Raw genomic sequence first — 17,310 nt, forward strand, 5'->3', positions numbered from 1 at the left:
TGTCGACCTTGTCGGTGGAGACCTCCAGCAGAGGTTCGTCGACCTCGACGGTGTCGCCGACCTGTTTGAGCCACCGGGTGATCGTGCCCTCGCTGACGCTCTCACCGAGCGCGGGCATCTGCACGTCCGTTCCCCGCGCCGAACCCGTGGCCGCCGGTGCGGGTTGCTGCGCGGCCGGCTCGGGCCGGGACGCCGGTTCCGGCTCCGGGGTGGGGCTCTGTTCGGCGGCGGGCTGACGGGGCTGTTCGGAGGCCCCCTCGCTGCTGTCACCGATCAGGGCCAGCTCACCGCCGACCTCGACGGTGTCATCCTCGTTGGCTATGATCTGTTGCACTACACCGGCGGCCGGTGAGGGGATCTCGGTGTCGACCTTGTCGGTGGAGACCTCCAGCAGAGGTTCGTCGACCTCGACGGTGTCGCCGACCTGTTTGAGCCACCGGGTGATCGTGCCCTCGCTGACGCTCTCACCGAGTGCCGGCATCTGGACAGAGAAGGCCATCTCTTGCTGACTCCTCGTACTCGTGGCGTGTGGTGGGCGGGCGTTGCCGGTTGAGCGTTCCGCGTCAGCCGTGTACGTGCAGAGGCTTGCCCGCCAGGGCCAGGTGTGCCTCGCCCAGGGCCTCCGACTGCGTGGGGTGGGCGTGGACCAGCGGAGCCACGTCCTCGGGGAGGGCCTCCCAGTTGTAGATGAGCTGGGCCTCGCTGACGAGTTCGCCCACGCGCTCCCCGATCAGATGAAGGCCGAGCACCGGGCCGTCCGCGGCGCGGACCACCTTGACGGCGCCCGCCGTCTTGATGATCTGGCTCTTGCCGTTGCCCGCGAGGTCGTAGGTGAAGGTCTCCACCTTGTCGTACTGTTCCCGGGCGGCGCTCTCGGTGAGGCCCACCGAGGCCACCTCGGGATTGCTGTAGGTCACCCGGGGGATGCCCGCCTCGTCGATGACCGGCGGGTTGAGTCCGGCGATGTCCTCGGCGATGAACACGCCCTGCTGGAAACCGCGGTGGGCGAGTTGCAGCCCGGGGACGATGTCGCCGACCGCGTAGACGCCGGGCAGGTTGGTGCGCAGCCGCTCGTCGGTGCGCACGAAACCGCGTTCCAGGGTGAGGCCGGCCTCCTCGTAACCGTGGCCGGCCGTGTTCGGGCCCCGCCCGACGGCGACCAGCATCAGGTCGGCCTCCAGGGTCTCGCCGTTCTCCAGGCTGACCGTGACCCCCTCGTCGGTCTGTTGCGCTCCGGTGAACTTGACACCGGTGGAGAACTTGATCCCGCGCTTGCGGAAGGCGCGCTCCAACTGCTTGGAGCAGTACTCGTCCTCGTTGGGAACGAGGTGGGGCAGTGCCTCGACGATGTTCACCTCGGCCCCGAAGGAACGCCACACGCTGGCGAACTCGACACCGATGACCCCTCCACCGAGGATGACGACCTTCTCGGGGACGTAGTCGAGGTTGAGCGCCTGCTCACTGGCGACGATCCTGCCCCCGAACTCCAGGCCGGGCAGGGTCTTGGAGTAGGAGCCGGTGGCCAGCACCACGTTCGTGCCGGTGTAGCGTGTGCCGTCGACCTCGACGGTGTTGGCGTCGACGAGCCTGCCGGCACCCTCCACGTAGTTGACCTTGTGGGCCTTGGCGAGCCCCTGTAGCCCCTTGTGCAGTTTGGAGACGATGCCGTCCTTGTAGGAGTTCACACCGTCGATGTCGATGCCCTCGAGGGAGGCCTTCACGCCGACCTGGGAACTCGCACGGGTGGAGTCCGCCACCTCGGCGGCGTGCAACAAGGCTTTGGTGGGGATGCACCCTCGGTGCAGACAGGTCCCACCGAGCTTGTCCTTTTCGATGAGGGTGACGGAAAGGCCCAGCTCCGCCGCGCGGAAAGCGCAGGCGTAGCCGCCGGAGCCGCCACCGAGGATGACTAGATCGGCGGACGTGTCGGTCACTTCGCACTCCTCGACAGGCATCATTGTTCAACTCACTGTTGGCGGTGCGGAGGATCCCCCCGCCGCCGGAAGACATCTTGTCACCACGCGAGCGGTGGGCGCGACACGGGATGGGCGGGTTTCCGGCGCGAATGGCGTGAAGATCACAGTCACCTTACTTCTCAACGCACGGCGGAGCCCTTTTATGCCCGGCCTGGCAGTATCGTGGTAGGCGGGTTAGGAGGAAACGTGGGTCTGTTCGAGCGTCTGCGCCGCAAGGGGCGGCAGCGACGCACGCGTCCGGAACGCAACCAGGACACCGAGCACTTACGCCAGTGGGCGGCCGAGCGCCGTGGGGTCGAGGGGTTCCTGGAGCCACCCACACAGGTGACCGAGGCAACGATCGTGCTCGTCGCCCACGACGGGGAGTGGACGCGGCGCAGGATCGGTGACCGCGAGAGCGCGATCCGTTTCACGCACCGACTCGGTATCCCCTTCTACGAGGTGCACAAGGTCGGCTACCCCCAGCGGATGCGGGACTACCAGCGCAAGCAGCGCGTCCTGCGTCGCCGCGAGTACCGCCGTCGGCTGGAGGAGTGATCCGGCGGCCACGCCCACGACGTCACTGTCGTGGCCGGGCCGCCGGACCACCCTTTTCGCGGGGGTCAGCCGTTCTCGGCGATGTCGGCCAGCGCGGCTGCCATGGTGCGGACCGGAACTCCCGTTCCTCCCTTGGGGGTGTAGCCCCACGGTGAGTTCGAGTTGTAGGCGGGCCCTGCGACGTCGATGTGTGCCCAGGCCGTCTGCCCGGTCACGAACTCGCTCAGGAAGTGCCCGGCCACCAACATGCCACCCCACCGCTGGCCGGTGACGTTGGTCAGGTCGGCCAGCTTGGAGTCCAGGTCACCGCGCAGTTCCTCGGGCAGGGGCATGGCCCAGCCCCCCTCGCCGGTGGCCCGGGAGAGCGCGGCCACCCGGTCCCGGAACTGCTCGCTTCCCATCACCCCCGGTGTGCGCTTGCCGAGGGCCACCAGCTGGGCACCGGTGAGCGTGGAGGCCTCGATCAGGTACTCCGGCTCGTCCTCGCAGGCCCGGGTGATCGCGTCGGCCAGGATGAGCCTGCCCTCGGCGTCGGTGTTGAGGACCTCCACGGTCCTGCCGCCGTACATCCGCAACACGTCGCCGGGGCGGTAGGCGGTCCCGGAGGGCATGTTCTCGGCCATGGGAACCGTGGCCGTGATGTCCAGGGGATAGTTGAGTTTGGCGGCCAGCACCACGGTGGCTATCACGGCGGCGGCCCCGGACATGTCCGAGGTCATCTCCTCCATGCCCGAGGCGGGTTTGAGGGAGATTCCGCCGGTGTCGAAGGTCACGCCCTTGCCGACCAGCGCGACCTTCCGCGCCCCCTTGGGGCCCTTGTGGCGCAGCCGCACCAACCGTGGTGGCCGCGACGATCCCGCGCCGACCCCCAGGATGCCGCCGTAGCCGTGCTTGCGCAGCTCGTCCTCGTCGAGGGTCTCGACCTCCAGGCCGGCGGCCCGGCCGAGTTCGGCGGCCCGCTCCGCCATCGTCGCGGGCGGCAGGTCGTTCGGCGGGGTGTTGATCAGGTCGCGCGCGGTGTTGACGGCCTCGCCGATGGCGGTGGCCCCCTTCAGGGCCGACTTGGCGCCGTCGCTCTTGGCGTCGGCAACGAGCAGGTCGACCTTGGCGACCGGATCCTCTCCCGGCTGCGACTTGTAGCGCGTGTAGGAGTAGGCCCCCATGACGGTGCCCTGGACGGTCGCGGAAAGGTCCAGCGCGGACAGTGTGTTCGCCGCGTGGGAGACGCCGTTCAGGGAACGCGCCGCGACCCCGGCGGCACGTCGCACCGACTCTGCGGGAATCTCACCGTCGGTGTCGCGTTTGCCCAGACCGACCGCCAGGAGCACGTTGGCGCGGATCGAGCCGCTCGCCGGGACCCTGACCACCTCTTCGGCCTTGCCCTTGGCACCGAGCAGGCTCAGTGTCTCGGTGAGGTTGCCGTCGAACGCGGCCGCGAGCTCGTTGGTTCCCTGGGCGAGCTCGGGCCCGTCGCTACCCTCGACGGTGCCGATCACCAGTGTCTCCGCGGCCAGTTTGGTGGCCGCACTGTCGGCGAGGGTGAGTTTGGGCGTTGTCACGTGTGGTTCCTCCCGGACCGTGCCGTGGACGGGGTGGTCTTTCCGCCCACGGGTTCTGCCTTCCGCTGGCACTGTAGAACGGGACTTCGGTCGCGCGTACAGCAGTCCTTCGTGCGTGTCGTACGGTTTTCCCCTGGTTACACGGTGCCGCGAGTCGGTGTCCCTTCCCGTTTTTCCCGGGGCCCTCCACCCGTGGGGAGCCACGAGTCCCGCCGAGGGACAGCGGGCGACTTCGGGGCGGGGCCCGTCGCGGCCCACTCTTTCCGGGGACTTTCCGTGACCTGCTCGGTACGTACCAGCACAGTGGGGGGACGGGGCCCCGGCGAACGACGGGGTGAATTGCCGAGCGGCGTAGACTGACCCGCCACGTCAGTGTGTGAAGTACTCATCCGCCGGAACCGGCGTTACTACGAGGATGGTTCGCGTGGCCGGACGAGCTGAGCTCGCGGGGTGGACGTCCCTGTGGAGGACGGTCCCGCTCGTTCCGGGAGGGATGCTGGGGGCCGGGGTGTTCGTGGGGGTGGCCCCGGCCGCGGAGATCGCGGGCGGGTGGATGGTGCTCGCCGTCCCGCTGGCCGCCCTCACCGCGTTGTGCGCCGCGATCTCGACCGCCCACCAGTCCGCCTCCTACCGGGGCGGGGGAGCCGGATACAGCTGTGTGCGGGACAAGCTGGGGGACGCCCCCGGACGTGCCGCGGCGGGGACCCATCTCGCCGGACACGTGACCGCGATGGCGGCGACAACCGGCGCGGCGGCCGAGTACCTGCCCTTCCCGAAGGCGCTGACCACGGTGGCCGTGCTGGTGTTCGTGGCGCTGTTGTTCGCCACGGGGGTGCGGATCCGTGGGTTGGCGGGTTGGTTGTGGCTGGGACTCACCCTGGCGGTCCTGGCGGTGGTCGTCACCGCCTGCCTGACGATCGCTCCGGTGGCGGCCGAGGCCGACTCGCAGCACCGGCCGCTGGCCGTGACCTCGGCGGCGGGGGTGCTGTTCTTCGCCTTCCTGGGGTTCGAACGACTCACCTCACCGGGAACGGGGGAGAGGAGGTTGCCCGCTCGGGCGGTACGTCGGGGGCTGCTGCTCGGGACCTCGGTGACCGCCGCGGTGCTGCTGACGGTGGTGTTCGCGGTGACCCGGCAGCTGGGGGCGGTCCGGCTCGGCCTGTCCGGGGTTCCCCTGTTGGACGCGTTGCGCGCCGCGGACGCGGCCGCGCTGGTCCCGGCTGTGGGGTTGGGCGCGGGCCTGGTCATGGTGCCGGTGCTGCTGGGCACGCTCCGCTCGGCCCGCTCCGTCGGCCTGGCCGTGGTGGCCGACGGGGAGCTGCCGGGGCTGCTGGGGCGGCGCACCGGGGACCGTCCGTGCCCCCTGGACGGTGTGCTGCTCGCCGTGGCCGCGGTGCTCGCCCTGCTGCTCACTCCCGCCGTCGCGATGGGCGTGGCCGCGTGCTGCCTGCTGGTGCACTACGCGTTCGTCAACGCCGCCGCCAGGGTGCTGCTGGCCGACGAGTGGACGTGGTCGATGCGCGCGGCGTGTCTGGGGATGGGGCTTTCCGTGATTCTGGCGATGAGCATGCCCGTTCCGGTCATGGCGGCCACCGCCGTGGTGACGGCGGCCATGCCGGTGGGGGCAGCCCTCCTCTCCCGCACGCGTCCCGCCGTGCGTCGTCGGCTCCCCGTGGAGTGACCGTCCGAAGTGCTCGCCCGACGGTGGGGTTCCTCCGAGCCGAAGGCGTGTGCGAACACGTCGTGACGACACGGACACCCAACGGAACCACGACAGTCGCCATACCGACATCGCCGTGGAGAAAACTCGGACGGCCAAGTGTTCCTGATCCGGTTTCCACTGCTCTCAAGGGCGCGATACGGTACGCGCATGAACCAACCCCTCTCGTTCTCCCGGACCGAAAACCCCCAACCCGCCAGCGCCGAACACCGTGCCCGGGTGCTGGCGAACCCAGGATTCGGCAACCACTTCACCGATCACATGGTGACGATCCGGTGGAGTACCGAGCGGGGATGGCACGACGCGCGGCTCGAGCCGTACCACTCGATCGAGCTGGATCCGGCCACGACGGTGCTGCACTACGGCCAGGCCATCTTCGAGGGGCTGAAGGCCTACCGGCAGCCGGACGGCTCGGTGGCCTCCTTCCGCCCCGAGGCCAACGCGACCCGTTTCCGGGACTCGGCCCGCAGGCTGGCCATGCCGGAGCTTCCCGAGCGGACCTTCCTCGAGTCGCTGCGTGAACTGGTGCGGGTGGACGAGCAGTGGGTGCCCGGCGAAGGGGAGAGCTCGCTGTACCTGCGGCCGTTCATGATCTCCACCGAACAGACCCTCGGGGTGAACCGCCCGGCGGGCAGTTACCTCTACACGCTCATCGCCTCGCCCGCGGGGTCCTACTTCGCGAGCGGGGTCAAACCGGTGACGGTCTGGCTCAGCCACGACTATGTGCGGGCGAGCCCCGGAGGAACGGGCGCGGCCAAGTTCGCCGGGAACTACGCCGCCTCCTTCGTCGCCCAGGCCCAGGCCGCCGAGAAGGGATGCGACCAGGTCGTCTGGCTGGACGCGGTGGAACGCCGGGCCGTCGAGGAGATGGGCGGTATGAACCTGTTCTTCGTGTTCGGTTCCGGCGCGGAGGCCACACTCGTCACCCCGGAGCTGACCGGGAGCCTGTTGCCCGGGGTCACGCGTTCCTCCCTGCTGCGTCTCGGGGAACGCCTGGGCGTGCGGGTCGAACAGCGCCGGATCACCACCGACGAGTGGGAGGAGAAGGCGGCCTCCGGTGAGCTGACCGAGGTGTTCGCCTGCGGCACCGCCGCCGTGGTCACCCCGGTCGGCAGGGTCCGGCACCGGGACGGGGAGTTCACCATCGCCGACGGTCAGCCGGGGGAGCTGACGATGAGGCTGCGCGAACAGCTCACCGGTATCCAGTACGGCAAGCTCGACGACCCCGAAGGCTGGATGACCCCGCTGACCTGAGCCGCTGCCGGGGAGACACACCGTCTCCCCGGGACGGGAATCCCACCCGCACCGCCGCCTGTTCCGCGTGATCCCCGCGCGGGGGCAGGACGCTGCTAGACGCCTCCGAAAGCGCACAGTGCCAGGACGAGAGTGGTGGCGAACTCACTGGAGGCACCGAGCACGTCACCGGTGATCCCGCCGAATCTGCGGTGGGCGTGTCTGCTGAAAACCCACAGCAGGCCCGCCGTGATCGGCACGGCGGCCGTGCCGATCCACCACTGCGGTGCCGTGGCCGCACCTCCGGCCACCGTCAGCGGAATCCACCAGGCCGTCGCGGTGATCCGCGACTGGGAGCCGGCAACCAGCGCCCCCATGCCCGCCGGCCGGGCGGCGGGAACACCGGTTCGACAGCACAGCTGGAAAGCGGCCCGCCCCACCGCACAGGCCAGCACCACCACGGCCCACTGGCCGCTCTCCGCCGCGCGGGCCATGCCGGAGGCCTGTATCCCGAGCACGAGCACCAGCGCGGTCACCGCGAAGGGGCCGGTGCCGCCGTCGCGCATCACCGCCAGAGCCCGTTCGGGCGGTCCGTAGCAACCCAGTCCGTCCACGGTGTCGGCCAGGCCGTCGAGGTGCATCCCCCTGGTGGCCAGGGCGAGCACTCCCGTAGTCACCAGTCCGGCCAGCAGCCCGGGAGCGCCGAGGGCGAGCATCGCCCACAACCACCCGGCGGCGAAGACTCCCAGCAGGATCCCCACCAACGGGGCGAACGTGATGGCCCGCGCGCTTGTTCGCTCGTCGACCTCCCCCACCCGCACGGGCAGCACGGTGAGCCAGGCCAACGCCAGACGGAGTCCGTCCACGACGCGCTCAGTCCCCCGAGCCGGAGGCCACGGGGCCGACGGCCTCGTCCGCCGTGGGCCCCTGGATCCCCGCCTGTTCGAAGGTGGACATCTCCGCCAGCACCCTGACGGCCGCGTTGACCACCGGCAGCGCGGTCACCGCGCCGGATCCCTCACCCAGCCGCATGTCGAGATCCAGCACGGGAGACAGGTCCAGCTGGTCGAGAACGATCGAGGCGGCGGGCTCCACGGAACGGTGCCCGGCCAACCACCACCGCACGGCTCCCGGGGCCAGTTCCTCGGCGACCAGCGCCGCCGCGCCGACGACCATGCCGTCGAGGATCACCGGGGTTCCGCGCGCGGAGGCTCGGGCGAGGAACCCGGCCATCGCGGCCAGGTCCGCTCCCCCCGCCGTGCGCAGCAGCGCCAGCGGATCGTCGGCGACTCGGCGTGCCCGGCGCAGGCCGTCCCGGACGGCGGCTGTCTTGCGCATCCACGCGGCGTCGTCGATGCCGGTACCCCGTCCCACCACGGCCACCGGTTCGCTGGAGGTGAGCGCGGCCGTGAGCACCGCAGCCGGTGTGGTGTTGCCGATGCCCATGTCTCCGGCGACCAGCAGATCCGCGCCCGCGTCGATCTCCTCGTCGGCGAGGGTCCGACCGGCGAGCACGGCCGAGCGGGCCTGTCGCGGGGTGAGGGCGTCCTCGGTGTGCAGGGTCCCGGAGGAACGCCGGACCTTGTGGGTCGAGACCGCCTCCGCGGTGGTGCCGTCCACGGCCATGTCCACCACGCGCACGCTCGCACCGGCGTTGGCGGCCAGGGCGTTGACCGCAGCGCCTCCGGAGCGGATGTTGGCCACCATCTGTGCGGTGACCTCTTTCGGGTAGGCCGACACCCCGTCGTCGGCTACCCCGTGGTCACCGGCGAAGACGACCACCCTCGGTCGGGCGAAGGGACGTGGTGGGCACACTCCCTGGCGCGCGGCCACCCACACGCCCAGCTCCTCCAGTCGCCCGAGGGAACCCGCCGGTTTGGTGAGTTCACCGTGCCGTGCGATGGCCTGTCGGTGCGCCTGTTCGTCGGGTTGGGGGACCACGCCGAACTCGACCGCCGAGTGGGAGTCGTCGTCGGCCGACGGCGTGGCCGACGGGGAATCGGACACCGTGGACAAGCCTTACCTCCGTAGTAGTCGGGCGGGAGCGGCACGCGACAGCGGTGCGGAACAACGGCACTCCCCGCTTCGGGGAGGGAACGTGTTCACCACGCTCGCTTCCGTCGCATCACCGTAGGGCAGTGACTCACCGTAGTCGAAGTGGTATGCCCGCGACCACCAGCAGGACCTCCTCGCACGTCTCGGCCAGGCGGGCGTTGAGCGCGCCGAGTTCGTCCCGGAACATCCGGGCGGCCCGTGTCGCGGGCACGACCCCGAGGCCGACCTCGGCGGAGACGAGGACCAGCCTGGCCGGGCAGGAGGCGCAGGCCCGCACCAGCTCGGAGCACCGGTGTTCCACGGTTTCCAGGGCCGCGGGATCGCGTTCCCAGGCCCCCGCGTCGTCCAGCACCCCGGTCAACCAGGTGGCCAGATCGTCGACCAGCACCGGCGGGTCCGAGTCCCGCGCGGAGGTGAGCACGGCGGCCAGGTCCCCCGGGGCGGGGGCCTCGACCGTGCGCCAGGTCTCGGGACGTCGGGCCACGTGTTCGGCGATGCGGTCGTTCCACTCGGGGTCGTGTGGATCCCGCCGGGCCGTGGCCACGTAGGTGACCCGCTCCGAGTCCGGCAGCAGCCCCTCGGCGTGGGCCGACTTCCCGGAGCGGGCCCCGCCCAGCACCAGGGTGCGCGGACCGTCGCTCACGGGGTCCTCGTGTGCCTGGGGTCGGTCTCGGCGAGGTGCCCGATCACCTCGTCGATCCTGTCGAGCACGTCCTGGTCGAGCCGAACCCCGGCGGCGCGGGCGTTGTCGGTGACCTGTTCGGGGCGCGAGGCGCCGATGATGGCCGCCGAGACGTTGGAGTTCTGCAGCACCCAGGCCACGGCCAGCTGCGCCATGGAGAGCCCGAGGTCGGAGGCGATCGGCTTCAACCGCTGCACCGCCTCCAACACCTCCTCGCGCATCCACCGGGAGATCATGTCGGCTCCTCCCGAGGAGTCGGTGGCCCGCGAGCCGGAGGGGGCCTCCTGTCCGGGGAGGTACTTGCCGCTCAGCACCCCCTGCGCGATGGGGGACCACACGATCTGCCCCATCCCGGCCCGTTCGGAGGCGGGAATCACCTGGGACTCGATCACCCGCCACAGCATCGAGTACTGGGGTTGGTTGGAGATCAGCGGAACCCGCAGCTCACGGGCGAGTTCGGAGGCCCGGGTGATCTGTTCGGCGTTCCACTCCGAAACCCCGATATAGAGGGCCTTACCCTGCCGGACGAGGTCGGCGAAGGCCGTCATGGTCTCTTCCAGCGGTACCGTGGCGTCGAAGCGGTGTGCCTGGTAGAGGTCGACGTAGTCGGTCTGCAACCTGCGCAGCGAGGCCTCGCAGGACTCCATGACGTGCTTGCGGCCGAGACCGCGGTCGTTCGGCCCCTGTCCGGTCGGGAAGTAGACCTTGGTGAAGAGTTCGACGCTTTCCCGGCGCACGCCGGACAGGGCTCTTCCCAGCACGGACTCGGCCCGGGTGCCCGCGTACACGTCCGCCGTGTCGAACGTGGTGATCCCCTCGTCCAGCGCGGCCAGCACACAGGCCTGGGCCTGGTCCTCCTCGACCTGGGAGCCGTGGGTGAGCCAGTTTCCGTAGGCGATCTCGCTGATGTTGAGACCGCTGTGACCGAGTCGACGAAACTCCATGTCCGCAGCCTAGTAGGAACTCGTGGACACACCCGCCGTGGGAGGCGCCGTGGTCATCCCACCCGGGCCGCGTCCTTCGGAGTCACGCGGGGACGGGGGACGCGCAGTTTGCGCAGCTGCATCGCCCGGACGAAGGCGTACCACCCCAGGCTGAGCGGTCTCTCCCCCGCGTCGGGGAACTTGGCCCGCACGTGCTTGTTCACCAGCCTGCCGAGCATGATCCCCTCGAAGACCATGGTCACCAGCAGGGCCAGGCAGAACACCGTGGCCAGCTGCTGCAGCAGCGGGTCACGCACCAGGCTGATCGCGAAGACCACCAGCACCAGGGGCATGAACAGTCCCATCAGGTGCCTGCGGGAGTCCACGACGTCGCGCACGTGCGCCCGTACCGGACCGCGGTCCCGGGGCAGCAGGTAACGGTCGTCGCCGGCCATCATCCGCTCGCGCCGCTCCGCGGCGGCGCGACGCCTCTCGGGCTTGTTGCGACGCATCCGCTTGAACGCCTCCCGCTGGGTACGTGGGGGAGGCGGAACCGGTCCACGCTTCTTGCCCTCGGCCTCGCGCCGTTTCGGAGTCGGTCGTCCCTTCGGCCGGGTGGGATCCGCTTCCTTCGCCGAGGTCCGCTCGTCGTTCCCGCGTTCGTCGGCGACGGTGGTGGGCTCGGTGCTGTTACGACGGAGGAACTTCACACCACCAGCGTAAGTGACAGCGTGTCCGCGCCGAACGAGGACATCGCCGCTTCCGCCTGCCGAGTCCGTTCGGTGATTCGGGTCACCTCGGATGTGGCGGGAACCCACCTCGTCACCGGTGTGGGAAGACTCCCCCGGAGGCGGTCGGGGCCGACGGGTCCGTCCCGTGGGGGCGCTTCGGGCGGCGAATCCTTCCGCGGGAGTTCGGCGGCCGGAGACCGCCGCGCGCGTATCCTGTCGGTAGTGCCCGAGGGTGTCACAATCGGCCGTGTGCGGGTTGGCCCGCGGGAATACGCGCACTTACCGTGACGGTTGAAGGTCGCGGGAACCTGCCAGCAGCCGCAAACCGCAAGGGAGAGCCATGACCACCCAGGAAACGACCGTGGAGACCGAGGCGCCGGCTCACGGCGTCACGTTGACCGACTCTGCGGCCAGCAAGGCCAAGAGCCTCCTCGAGCAGGAGGGGCGCGACGACATGCACCTGCGTATCGCCGTTCAGCCCGGTGGCTGTGCCGGTCTGCGCTACCAGCTGTTCTTCGACGAGCGCACGCTCGACGGGGACGCCGTGCGTGAGTTCAACGGCCTGGACGTGGTGGTCGACCGGATGAGCGCCCCCTACCTGCAGGGCGCCGTGATCGACTTCGTGGACACCATCGAGAAGCAGGGCTTCACCATCGACAACCCGAACGCGGGCGGCTCCTGCGCCTGCGGCGACTCGTTCCACTGAACGGGCGAGGACATCTCGTGAGCGGGACGGCTTCCCCCCGGGGGCCGTCCCGCTCTTTCGTGGGCGGTCATCGGCCCGGTCCGGAACCTCTCTGGTGAGGACCCGAGTCGTTCGCCTTCCGTGGTCCCGCCCGATTTCGTGGGAAATCCCGAAAAGAACGTACCTTCCGCCGCCGAATTCTTGGTTCCGGAACGCGGCGGAACCCCGATCGGGAGGATTCCTTTTCCGGTGGCGATTTCTCGCCGTCCGGAATCGTTCACACGACTCCGGCGTCTCTGGAGCGGAAGCGCGCTTTCTTCGGTCCCGCGGGGGAGGGTGGGACGTGTGGGCCGCTTCCCGGCGCCGCTGCGTCTCACGTCCCCGGCGACGTCGCCGGAGGCCGCCGAGGACGACTCCGCCCGTGAAGCTGATCGACGACACACTCGTGGCGAACCCGAACACCAGGGCCGGTGTCGAACGGTGGAAGACCGAGCGGTCTCATCGTCCCCCTCTCCTCGTGGTGACTCGTAGGCGACATCAGAGCTTCTTGAAAGGATAAAGTCAACACCCCGTTGTCGTCCCCGTTTCGTCCCCGGGGTCCCGTCTCCTTTCTGAACGAAGGAAAGAAGTCCTTTTCCTGGGAATTTCTCTTTATCGATTGCGTTCGTGGTGGGTCGGATCGTAAAAATCCGTTCACGGGAAGTCCGCGCCGAGTGAGCGCGGATCCGGGAAGACCGTCCGCGCGTTTTCCCGAGCCCGCACCCGGAGAAAGGGACGGACGATGAACGTGAAACGGAAACGACGACTCGGGCGTGGCGGTGGCCGTGTGCTCGGGACGCTGGCGGTCGCGGTGGCGGCGGTGACCGGGGCGGCCACGCTCACCCCCGCCGCTGCCGCAGGCACGGCCCCCGGCGCGCCGGGCATAGCCTCGGCCTGGACCACCGGGGCGAAAAACGGGCTCGGAACCTCCACGACCTCGGACTCGAAGGTGTGGCACACCCTCGGCCAGGGGATCCTGAACGAGGTCTACTACCCCCAGCTGGACGTGCCCAACGTCCAGGACATGCAGTACGTCGTCAGCGACGGCCGGAGCTTCACCGAGCTCGAACGCGACGCCACCGAACGCACGACCGAACTGCCCGACCCGCGGTCACTGCGCTACCGGCAGGTCAACACCGACCGGGACGGCAGGTACCGCATCACCAAGACCTACGTCACCGATCCGCACCGTTCGGTGCTGCTGGTGCGCACCCGCTTCGAGGTCCTCGACGGAGGTCCGTTACGCCTCTACGCGCTCTACAACCCATCGCTCGACGGCAGCGGCGGGGGTGACACCGGAGCGACGTCGGGAAACACCCTGGTGGCCAGTGACGGGCGGGTCGCCAGCGCCCTGGCCTCCTCCGCCGGGTTCTCGAAGCTCACCAGCGGCTACAGCGGCACCTCCAGCGACGGGTACCAGGACCTGAACTCCGACCACCGGTTGGACGCCGAGTACACGCGGGCCACGGATCCCGGCAACCTCGTGCAGACCGCGCGGGTGCCGGTCGCCGACGACAGCACGTTCACCCTGGCCCTCGGCTTCGGCGCGGACCGCTCGGCCGCGCGTTCGGCCGCCGAGGCGTCGCTGTCCGCCGGCTACGAGAGCGCGCGTGCCGCCTACGACAGCGGATGGCACGACTACCTGTCCTCGCTGCGGGAGACTCCGGAAGCGATCACCTCGCGTGGCCTGGGTACCCAGTACAACGTCGCCGCCATGACCCTGAGGTCCCAGGAGGACAAGACCCACCGCGGGGCCTTCGTGGCCTCCACCTCCATACCGTGGGGCGAGGCGAAGAACGCCGACGAGTGCTGTACGCCCGGCTACCACCTGGTGTGGGCCAGGGATCTCTACCACACGGCCACGGCGGCGCTCGCGATCGGTGACCGGGCCGCGGCCGAGCGCGCCCTCGACTACCTGCTGGACGTGCAGTGGAACGAGGACGGGTCGTTCCCCCAGAACACCTGGCTCGACGGGGAACCCCACTGGCCCAGCCTGCAACTGGACGAGGTCGCCTACCCGATCGTGCTCGCCCACCAGCTCGGTCGCACCGGAGACGAGGTGTGGGCCAAGCTGAGGAAGTCGGCCGACTTCATCGTCGACAACGGGCCGTGGACCCCGCAGGAGCGCTGGGAGGAGGAGGGAGGGTACTCGCCCTCCACCATCGCCGCCCAGATCGCCGGACTGGTCACGGCGGCGGACATGGCCCGCCGGCACGGTGACGAGCGGGCCGCGCAGCGGTACCTGTCCACGGCGGACGAGTGGCGGAACAGGGTCGACGAGTGGACCTTCACCACCTCGGGACCGCACGGGGACGGCAGGTACTACCTGCGCGTCGACGACGACGGGAACCCGAACAACGGGCACCAGCTGTGCCTGAACAACGGCGGAGGCTGTCACGACGAACGTGCCGTCGTCGACGCGGGCTTTCTGGAGCTGGTCCGTCTCGGCATCCTCCCGCCCGAGGCTCCCACGGTGCGGGACTCCCTGGCGGAGACGGACGAACTGCTGCGGGTGCGGACCCCGAACGGGCCCGGCTGGTACCGCTACAACCACGACGGCTACGGCGAGACCGCGGACGGATCCCCCTACACGGGAGCGGGAGTGGGCAGGCTCTGGCCCCTGCTGACCGGTGAACGGGGCGAGTACGAGATCGCGGCCGGACGTTCGGCCGGTACCCATCTGGAGACGATGGCCCGGATGGCCAACGAGGGCGCTCTCATCCCCGAACAGGTATGGGACCGTGACTCCGAGGCCGGGTTCGTCTTCGGGGAGGGGACCGGGTCGGCCACGCCGCTGGCCTGGTCGATGAGCCAGTTCCTCCGCCTGGCGCACAACATGGACGCCGGGCGGAACCTGGAGACCCCGGACGTGGTGGCCGAGCGCTACGTGCGCTGACCACGGATCCCGCCGGGGCCGTGGCGGCCCCGGCGGGTGCGCTCACAGTTTCACCGGGTAGTGCGGCTCCGGAATCTGGGGAGTCAGCCGGTTCTCCACGAAGATGCCGTGCCAGATCATGAAGACCAGCAGTGCCCACAGCCTGCGGCTGTGATCCAGCACACCCGAGCGGTGCTCCTCCAGCAGCTGGAGCACCGCCTTCTTGTCCAGCAGCTGTTCGGTCTGCGACTCCCGGATGATGGTGCGCGCCCAGTCGTGCATCTCGTCGCGCAGCCAGTGCCGGATGGGCACGGGGAAACCGAGCTTGCGGCGGTTGAGCACGTGCCCCGGAACCACCTTGGCCAGTGCCTGGCGCAGGGCGTACTTGGTGGTGTCCCTGGTGATCTTCTGTTCCAGCGGGATCGTGCTGGCGGTGCGGAAGACCTCGTTGTCGAGGAACGGAACCCGCAGCTCCAGGGAGTTGGCCATGGTCACCTTGTCGGCCTTGACCAGGATGTCCCCCCGCAACCAGGTGAACAGGTCCACGTGCTGCATCCGGGTGACCGGGTCCCACCCCTGGGAGGTGCGGTAGGCGGCCGCGGTCACGTCGGTGTGCGAGACGTGCGGGTCGAAGTGGGTGAGCAGCTCCCGGAGCTGGTCGTCGCGGAAGATCCGCGCGTTGCCGTAGTAGCGTTCCTCCAGCGGCAGCGAGCCCCGTCGGAGCAGGTCCTTGCCCCGGACTCCCTCCGGGATGGCCGTGGACACCCGGCCCATCACCTTGCGCAGCGAACCGGGGACGCGTTCGAAGGGAGCCAGCGACAGCGGCTCACGGTAGATCGAGTATCCCCCGAAGAGCTCGTCGGAGCCCTCCCCGGACAGCACCACCTTGACGTGTTTGCGGGCCTCCCTGGCGATGAACCACAGCGGAACCAGGGCCGGGTCGGCGACCGGGTCGTCGAGGTACCACACGATCAGCGGCAGGGACTCCATCATCTCCTCGGCGGAGACGGTGCGTACGACGTGTTTGACCCCGATGGCCGCCGCCGACTCGGCGGCCACGTCCACCTCCGAGTAGCCCTGCCGCTCGAAGCCGGTGGTGAACGTGATCAGGTCCGGGTTGTGCTCCTTGGCCAGCGCGGCGATCGCGGTGGAGTCGATACCGCCGGACAGGAAGGCTCCCACCGTGACGTCGGCGCGCATGTGCTTGGCCACGGAGTCGCGCATCACGTCCGCGATCTCCTCGTGCAGCCGCTCGGCCTGCCCGTCGTCGTTGATCTCGCGCGCGGAGAACCTGGGGGAGAAGTACCGTTCGGTGACCAGCTGGCCACCCGGGGCGACGGTGAAGGAGGTGCCGGACTCCACGCGCCGGATCGAGCGGTGCAGCGACTCGGGCTCGGGTACGTACTGCAACAGGAGGTAGTGCTGCAACGAACGACGGTCGACCTCCTCGGAGATCCCGAGGGTCCCGGCCAGATGCAGCAGACTCTTCTTCTCACTGGCGAAGGCCAACCCGTTCGGCCCGCTGGCGTAGTACAACGGCTTGATCCCGAAGGGGTCGCGGGCCCCGAACACGACGTGGCGCTGGCTGTCCCAGATCAGGAAGGCGAACATCCCGCGCAGTCGTTCGACCATCGCCGAGCCGAGGTAGTGGTAGGCGACGATGATCGTCTCGCTGTCACCGTCGGTGTGGAACGTGGCGCCGTGGTGTTCGGCCAGCTCGGCCCGCAGTTCGAGATAGTTGTAGATCTCGCCGTTGAACAGGATCGTGTACCGGCCCGGCGCCTCCGGCGGGCCCCAGCTCAGCGGCTGGTGGGAGTGCTCGACGTCGATGACCGACAGTCGGTTGAACCCGAACACGACCTCGCCGCCGTGCCAGGTGTCGCTTTCGTCCGGTCCTCGGTGCCGCTGACACGGCAGCGCGTTGGCCACCGCGTTCGTTGCCTTGCCGGCGTTCTCTTCGGTGGGACAAACCAGTCCAAGCAGGCCGCACACGCGTCTCGCGCACCTCTCGTGTCGCGGGGATGATCGGTTGTCGACCCCCGTACGGGAGATCGGTGTTCCCAGTATGCCGTGTCCACGCCGCGGGGACGTACACGCGGGGGAGGGCGTGCCGGGGCGTTCGGCCCCGCCGGGGTTCGGGTGTTCGCGGCTCCGGGAGGAGCCCGGCTGGTGATCTGGGCCACCGGAGGTGACCATGGCCCGGGTGCTCCGTGACCCCGGAGCAGTATCGCGGCTACTACTGGGCTAGGGTCGCTACAGTATTCCGGCGGCCGATCTTCCGTCACGGGCGGAGGG

General features: G+C 69.6%; 14 protein-coding genes. 5 read left to right on the forward strand and 9 right to left on the reverse strand.

Annotation, left to right across the window (positions count from 1 at the left end):
- Both ACTMO_RS23230 and lpdA read right to left on the reverse strand, forming a co-directional pair.
- Positions 1–499: biotin/lipoyl-containing protein (locus tag ACTMO_RS23230; protein ID WP_033401493.1), on the reverse strand; the 499-nt coding region annotated here is incomplete at its 3' end.
- Positions 500–563: 64 nt separating this feature from the next.
- Positions 564–1,934, reverse strand: coding sequence for a dihydrolipoyl dehydrogenase (gene lpdA, locus ACTMO_RS0104385; protein WP_019853446.1), 1,371 nt, complete (start codon positions 1,932–1,934; stop codon positions 564–566).
- A gap of 228 nt (positions 1,935–2,162) precedes the next feature.
- Here lpdA and ACTMO_RS0104390 point away from each other — a divergent pair, with 228 nt between their 5' ends.
- Entirely contained in the window at positions 2,163–2,513 is a 351-nt protein-coding gene (locus ACTMO_RS0104390; protein ID WP_019853447.1) for a hypothetical protein, read from the forward strand.
- Between the two features lie 65 nt (positions 2,514–2,578).
- Here ACTMO_RS0104390 and ACTMO_RS0104395 read toward each other — a convergent pair whose 3' ends face one another.
- Positions 2,579–4,072 (reverse strand): leucyl aminopeptidase, encoded by a 1,494-nt coding sequence (locus ACTMO_RS0104395; RefSeq protein WP_019853449.1) that lies wholly within the window; start codon positions 4,070–4,072, stop codon positions 2,579–2,581.
- Positions 4,073–4,496: 424 nt separating this feature from the next.
- Here ACTMO_RS0104395 and ACTMO_RS0104400 point away from each other — a divergent pair, with 424 nt between their 5' ends.
- Entirely contained in the window at positions 4,497–5,753 is a 1,257-nt protein-coding gene (locus ACTMO_RS0104400) for an APC family permease (RefSeq protein ID WP_211212908.1), read from the forward strand.
- A gap of 189 nt (positions 5,754–5,942) precedes the next feature.
- Complete coding sequence (locus tag ACTMO_RS0104405) at positions 5,943–7,046, forward strand: branched-chain amino acid aminotransferase (RefSeq protein ID WP_026448868.1); 1,104 nt, start codon at positions 5,943–5,945, stop codon at positions 7,044–7,046.
- Positions 7,047–7,141: 95 nt separating this feature from the next.
- Here ACTMO_RS0104405 and cobS read toward each other — a convergent pair whose 3' ends face one another.
- The 5 genes from cobS to ACTMO_RS0104430 form a co-directional block, all read right to left on the reverse strand.
- On the reverse strand, positions 7,142–7,891 hold the full coding sequence (gene cobS, locus ACTMO_RS0104410; RefSeq protein WP_019853452.1) for an adenosylcobinamide-GDP ribazoletransferase: 750 nt from the start codon (positions 7,889–7,891) through the stop codon (positions 7,142–7,144).
- Positions 7,892–7,898: 7 nt separating this feature from the next.
- On the reverse strand, positions 7,899–9,032 hold the full coding sequence (gene cobT, locus ACTMO_RS0104415; protein ID WP_026448869.1) for a nicotinate-nucleotide--dimethylbenzimidazole phosphoribosyltransferase: 1,134 nt from the start codon (positions 9,030–9,032) through the stop codon (positions 7,899–7,901).
- A 136-nt stretch (positions 9,033–9,168) separates the two neighbouring features.
- Positions 9,169–9,723, reverse strand: coding sequence for a bifunctional adenosylcobinamide kinase/adenosylcobinamide-phosphate guanylyltransferase (gene cobU, locus ACTMO_RS0104420; RefSeq protein ID WP_019853454.1), 555 nt, complete (start codon positions 9,721–9,723; stop codon positions 9,169–9,171).
- Positions 9,720–10,706, reverse strand: a complete 987-nt coding sequence (locus tag ACTMO_RS0104425) for an aldo/keto reductase family protein (protein WP_019853455.1) — start codon at positions 10,704–10,706, stop codon at positions 9,720–9,722. Before ACTMO_RS0104425 ends, cobU begins: the two co-directional genes overlap by 4 nt.
- A 53-nt stretch (positions 10,707–10,759) precedes the next feature.
- Positions 10,760–11,395: a DUF3043 domain-containing protein gene (locus ACTMO_RS0104430; protein ID WP_019853456.1), complete on the reverse strand. Its 636-nt coding sequence runs from the start codon at positions 11,393–11,395 to the stop codon at positions 10,760–10,762.
- 361 nt (positions 11,396–11,756) lie between these two features.
- Here ACTMO_RS0104430 and ACTMO_RS0104435 point away from each other — a divergent pair, with 361 nt between their 5' ends.
- Together ACTMO_RS0104435 and ACTMO_RS0104440 are read left to right on the forward strand one after the other, a co-directional pair.
- Entirely contained in the window at positions 11,757–12,122 is a 366-nt protein-coding gene (locus tag ACTMO_RS0104435; RefSeq protein WP_019853458.1) for a HesB/IscA family protein, read from the forward strand.
- Between the two features lie 760 nt (positions 12,123–12,882).
- Positions 12,883–15,036, forward strand: coding sequence for a glucan 1,4-alpha-glucosidase (locus ACTMO_RS0104440; protein ID WP_019853459.1), 2,154 nt, complete (start codon positions 12,883–12,885; stop codon positions 15,034–15,036).
- Positions 15,037–15,078: 42 nt separating this feature from the next.
- Here ACTMO_RS0104440 and asnB read toward each other — a convergent pair whose 3' ends face one another.
- The gene (gene asnB, locus ACTMO_RS0104445; RefSeq protein WP_026448870.1) at positions 15,079–17,007 is read right to left on the reverse strand and encodes an asparagine synthase (glutamine-hydrolyzing); all 1,929 of its coding nucleotides are present in this window, start codon (positions 17,005–17,007) and stop codon (positions 15,079–15,081) included.
- Positions 17,008–17,310: the final 303 nt, after the last annotated feature.

The sequence above is a fragment of the Actinopolyspora mortivallis DSM 44261 genome, assembly GCF_000384035.1.
GTDB classification, from domain to species: domain Bacteria; phylum Actinomycetota; class Actinomycetes; order Mycobacteriales; family Pseudonocardiaceae; genus Actinopolyspora; species Actinopolyspora mortivallis.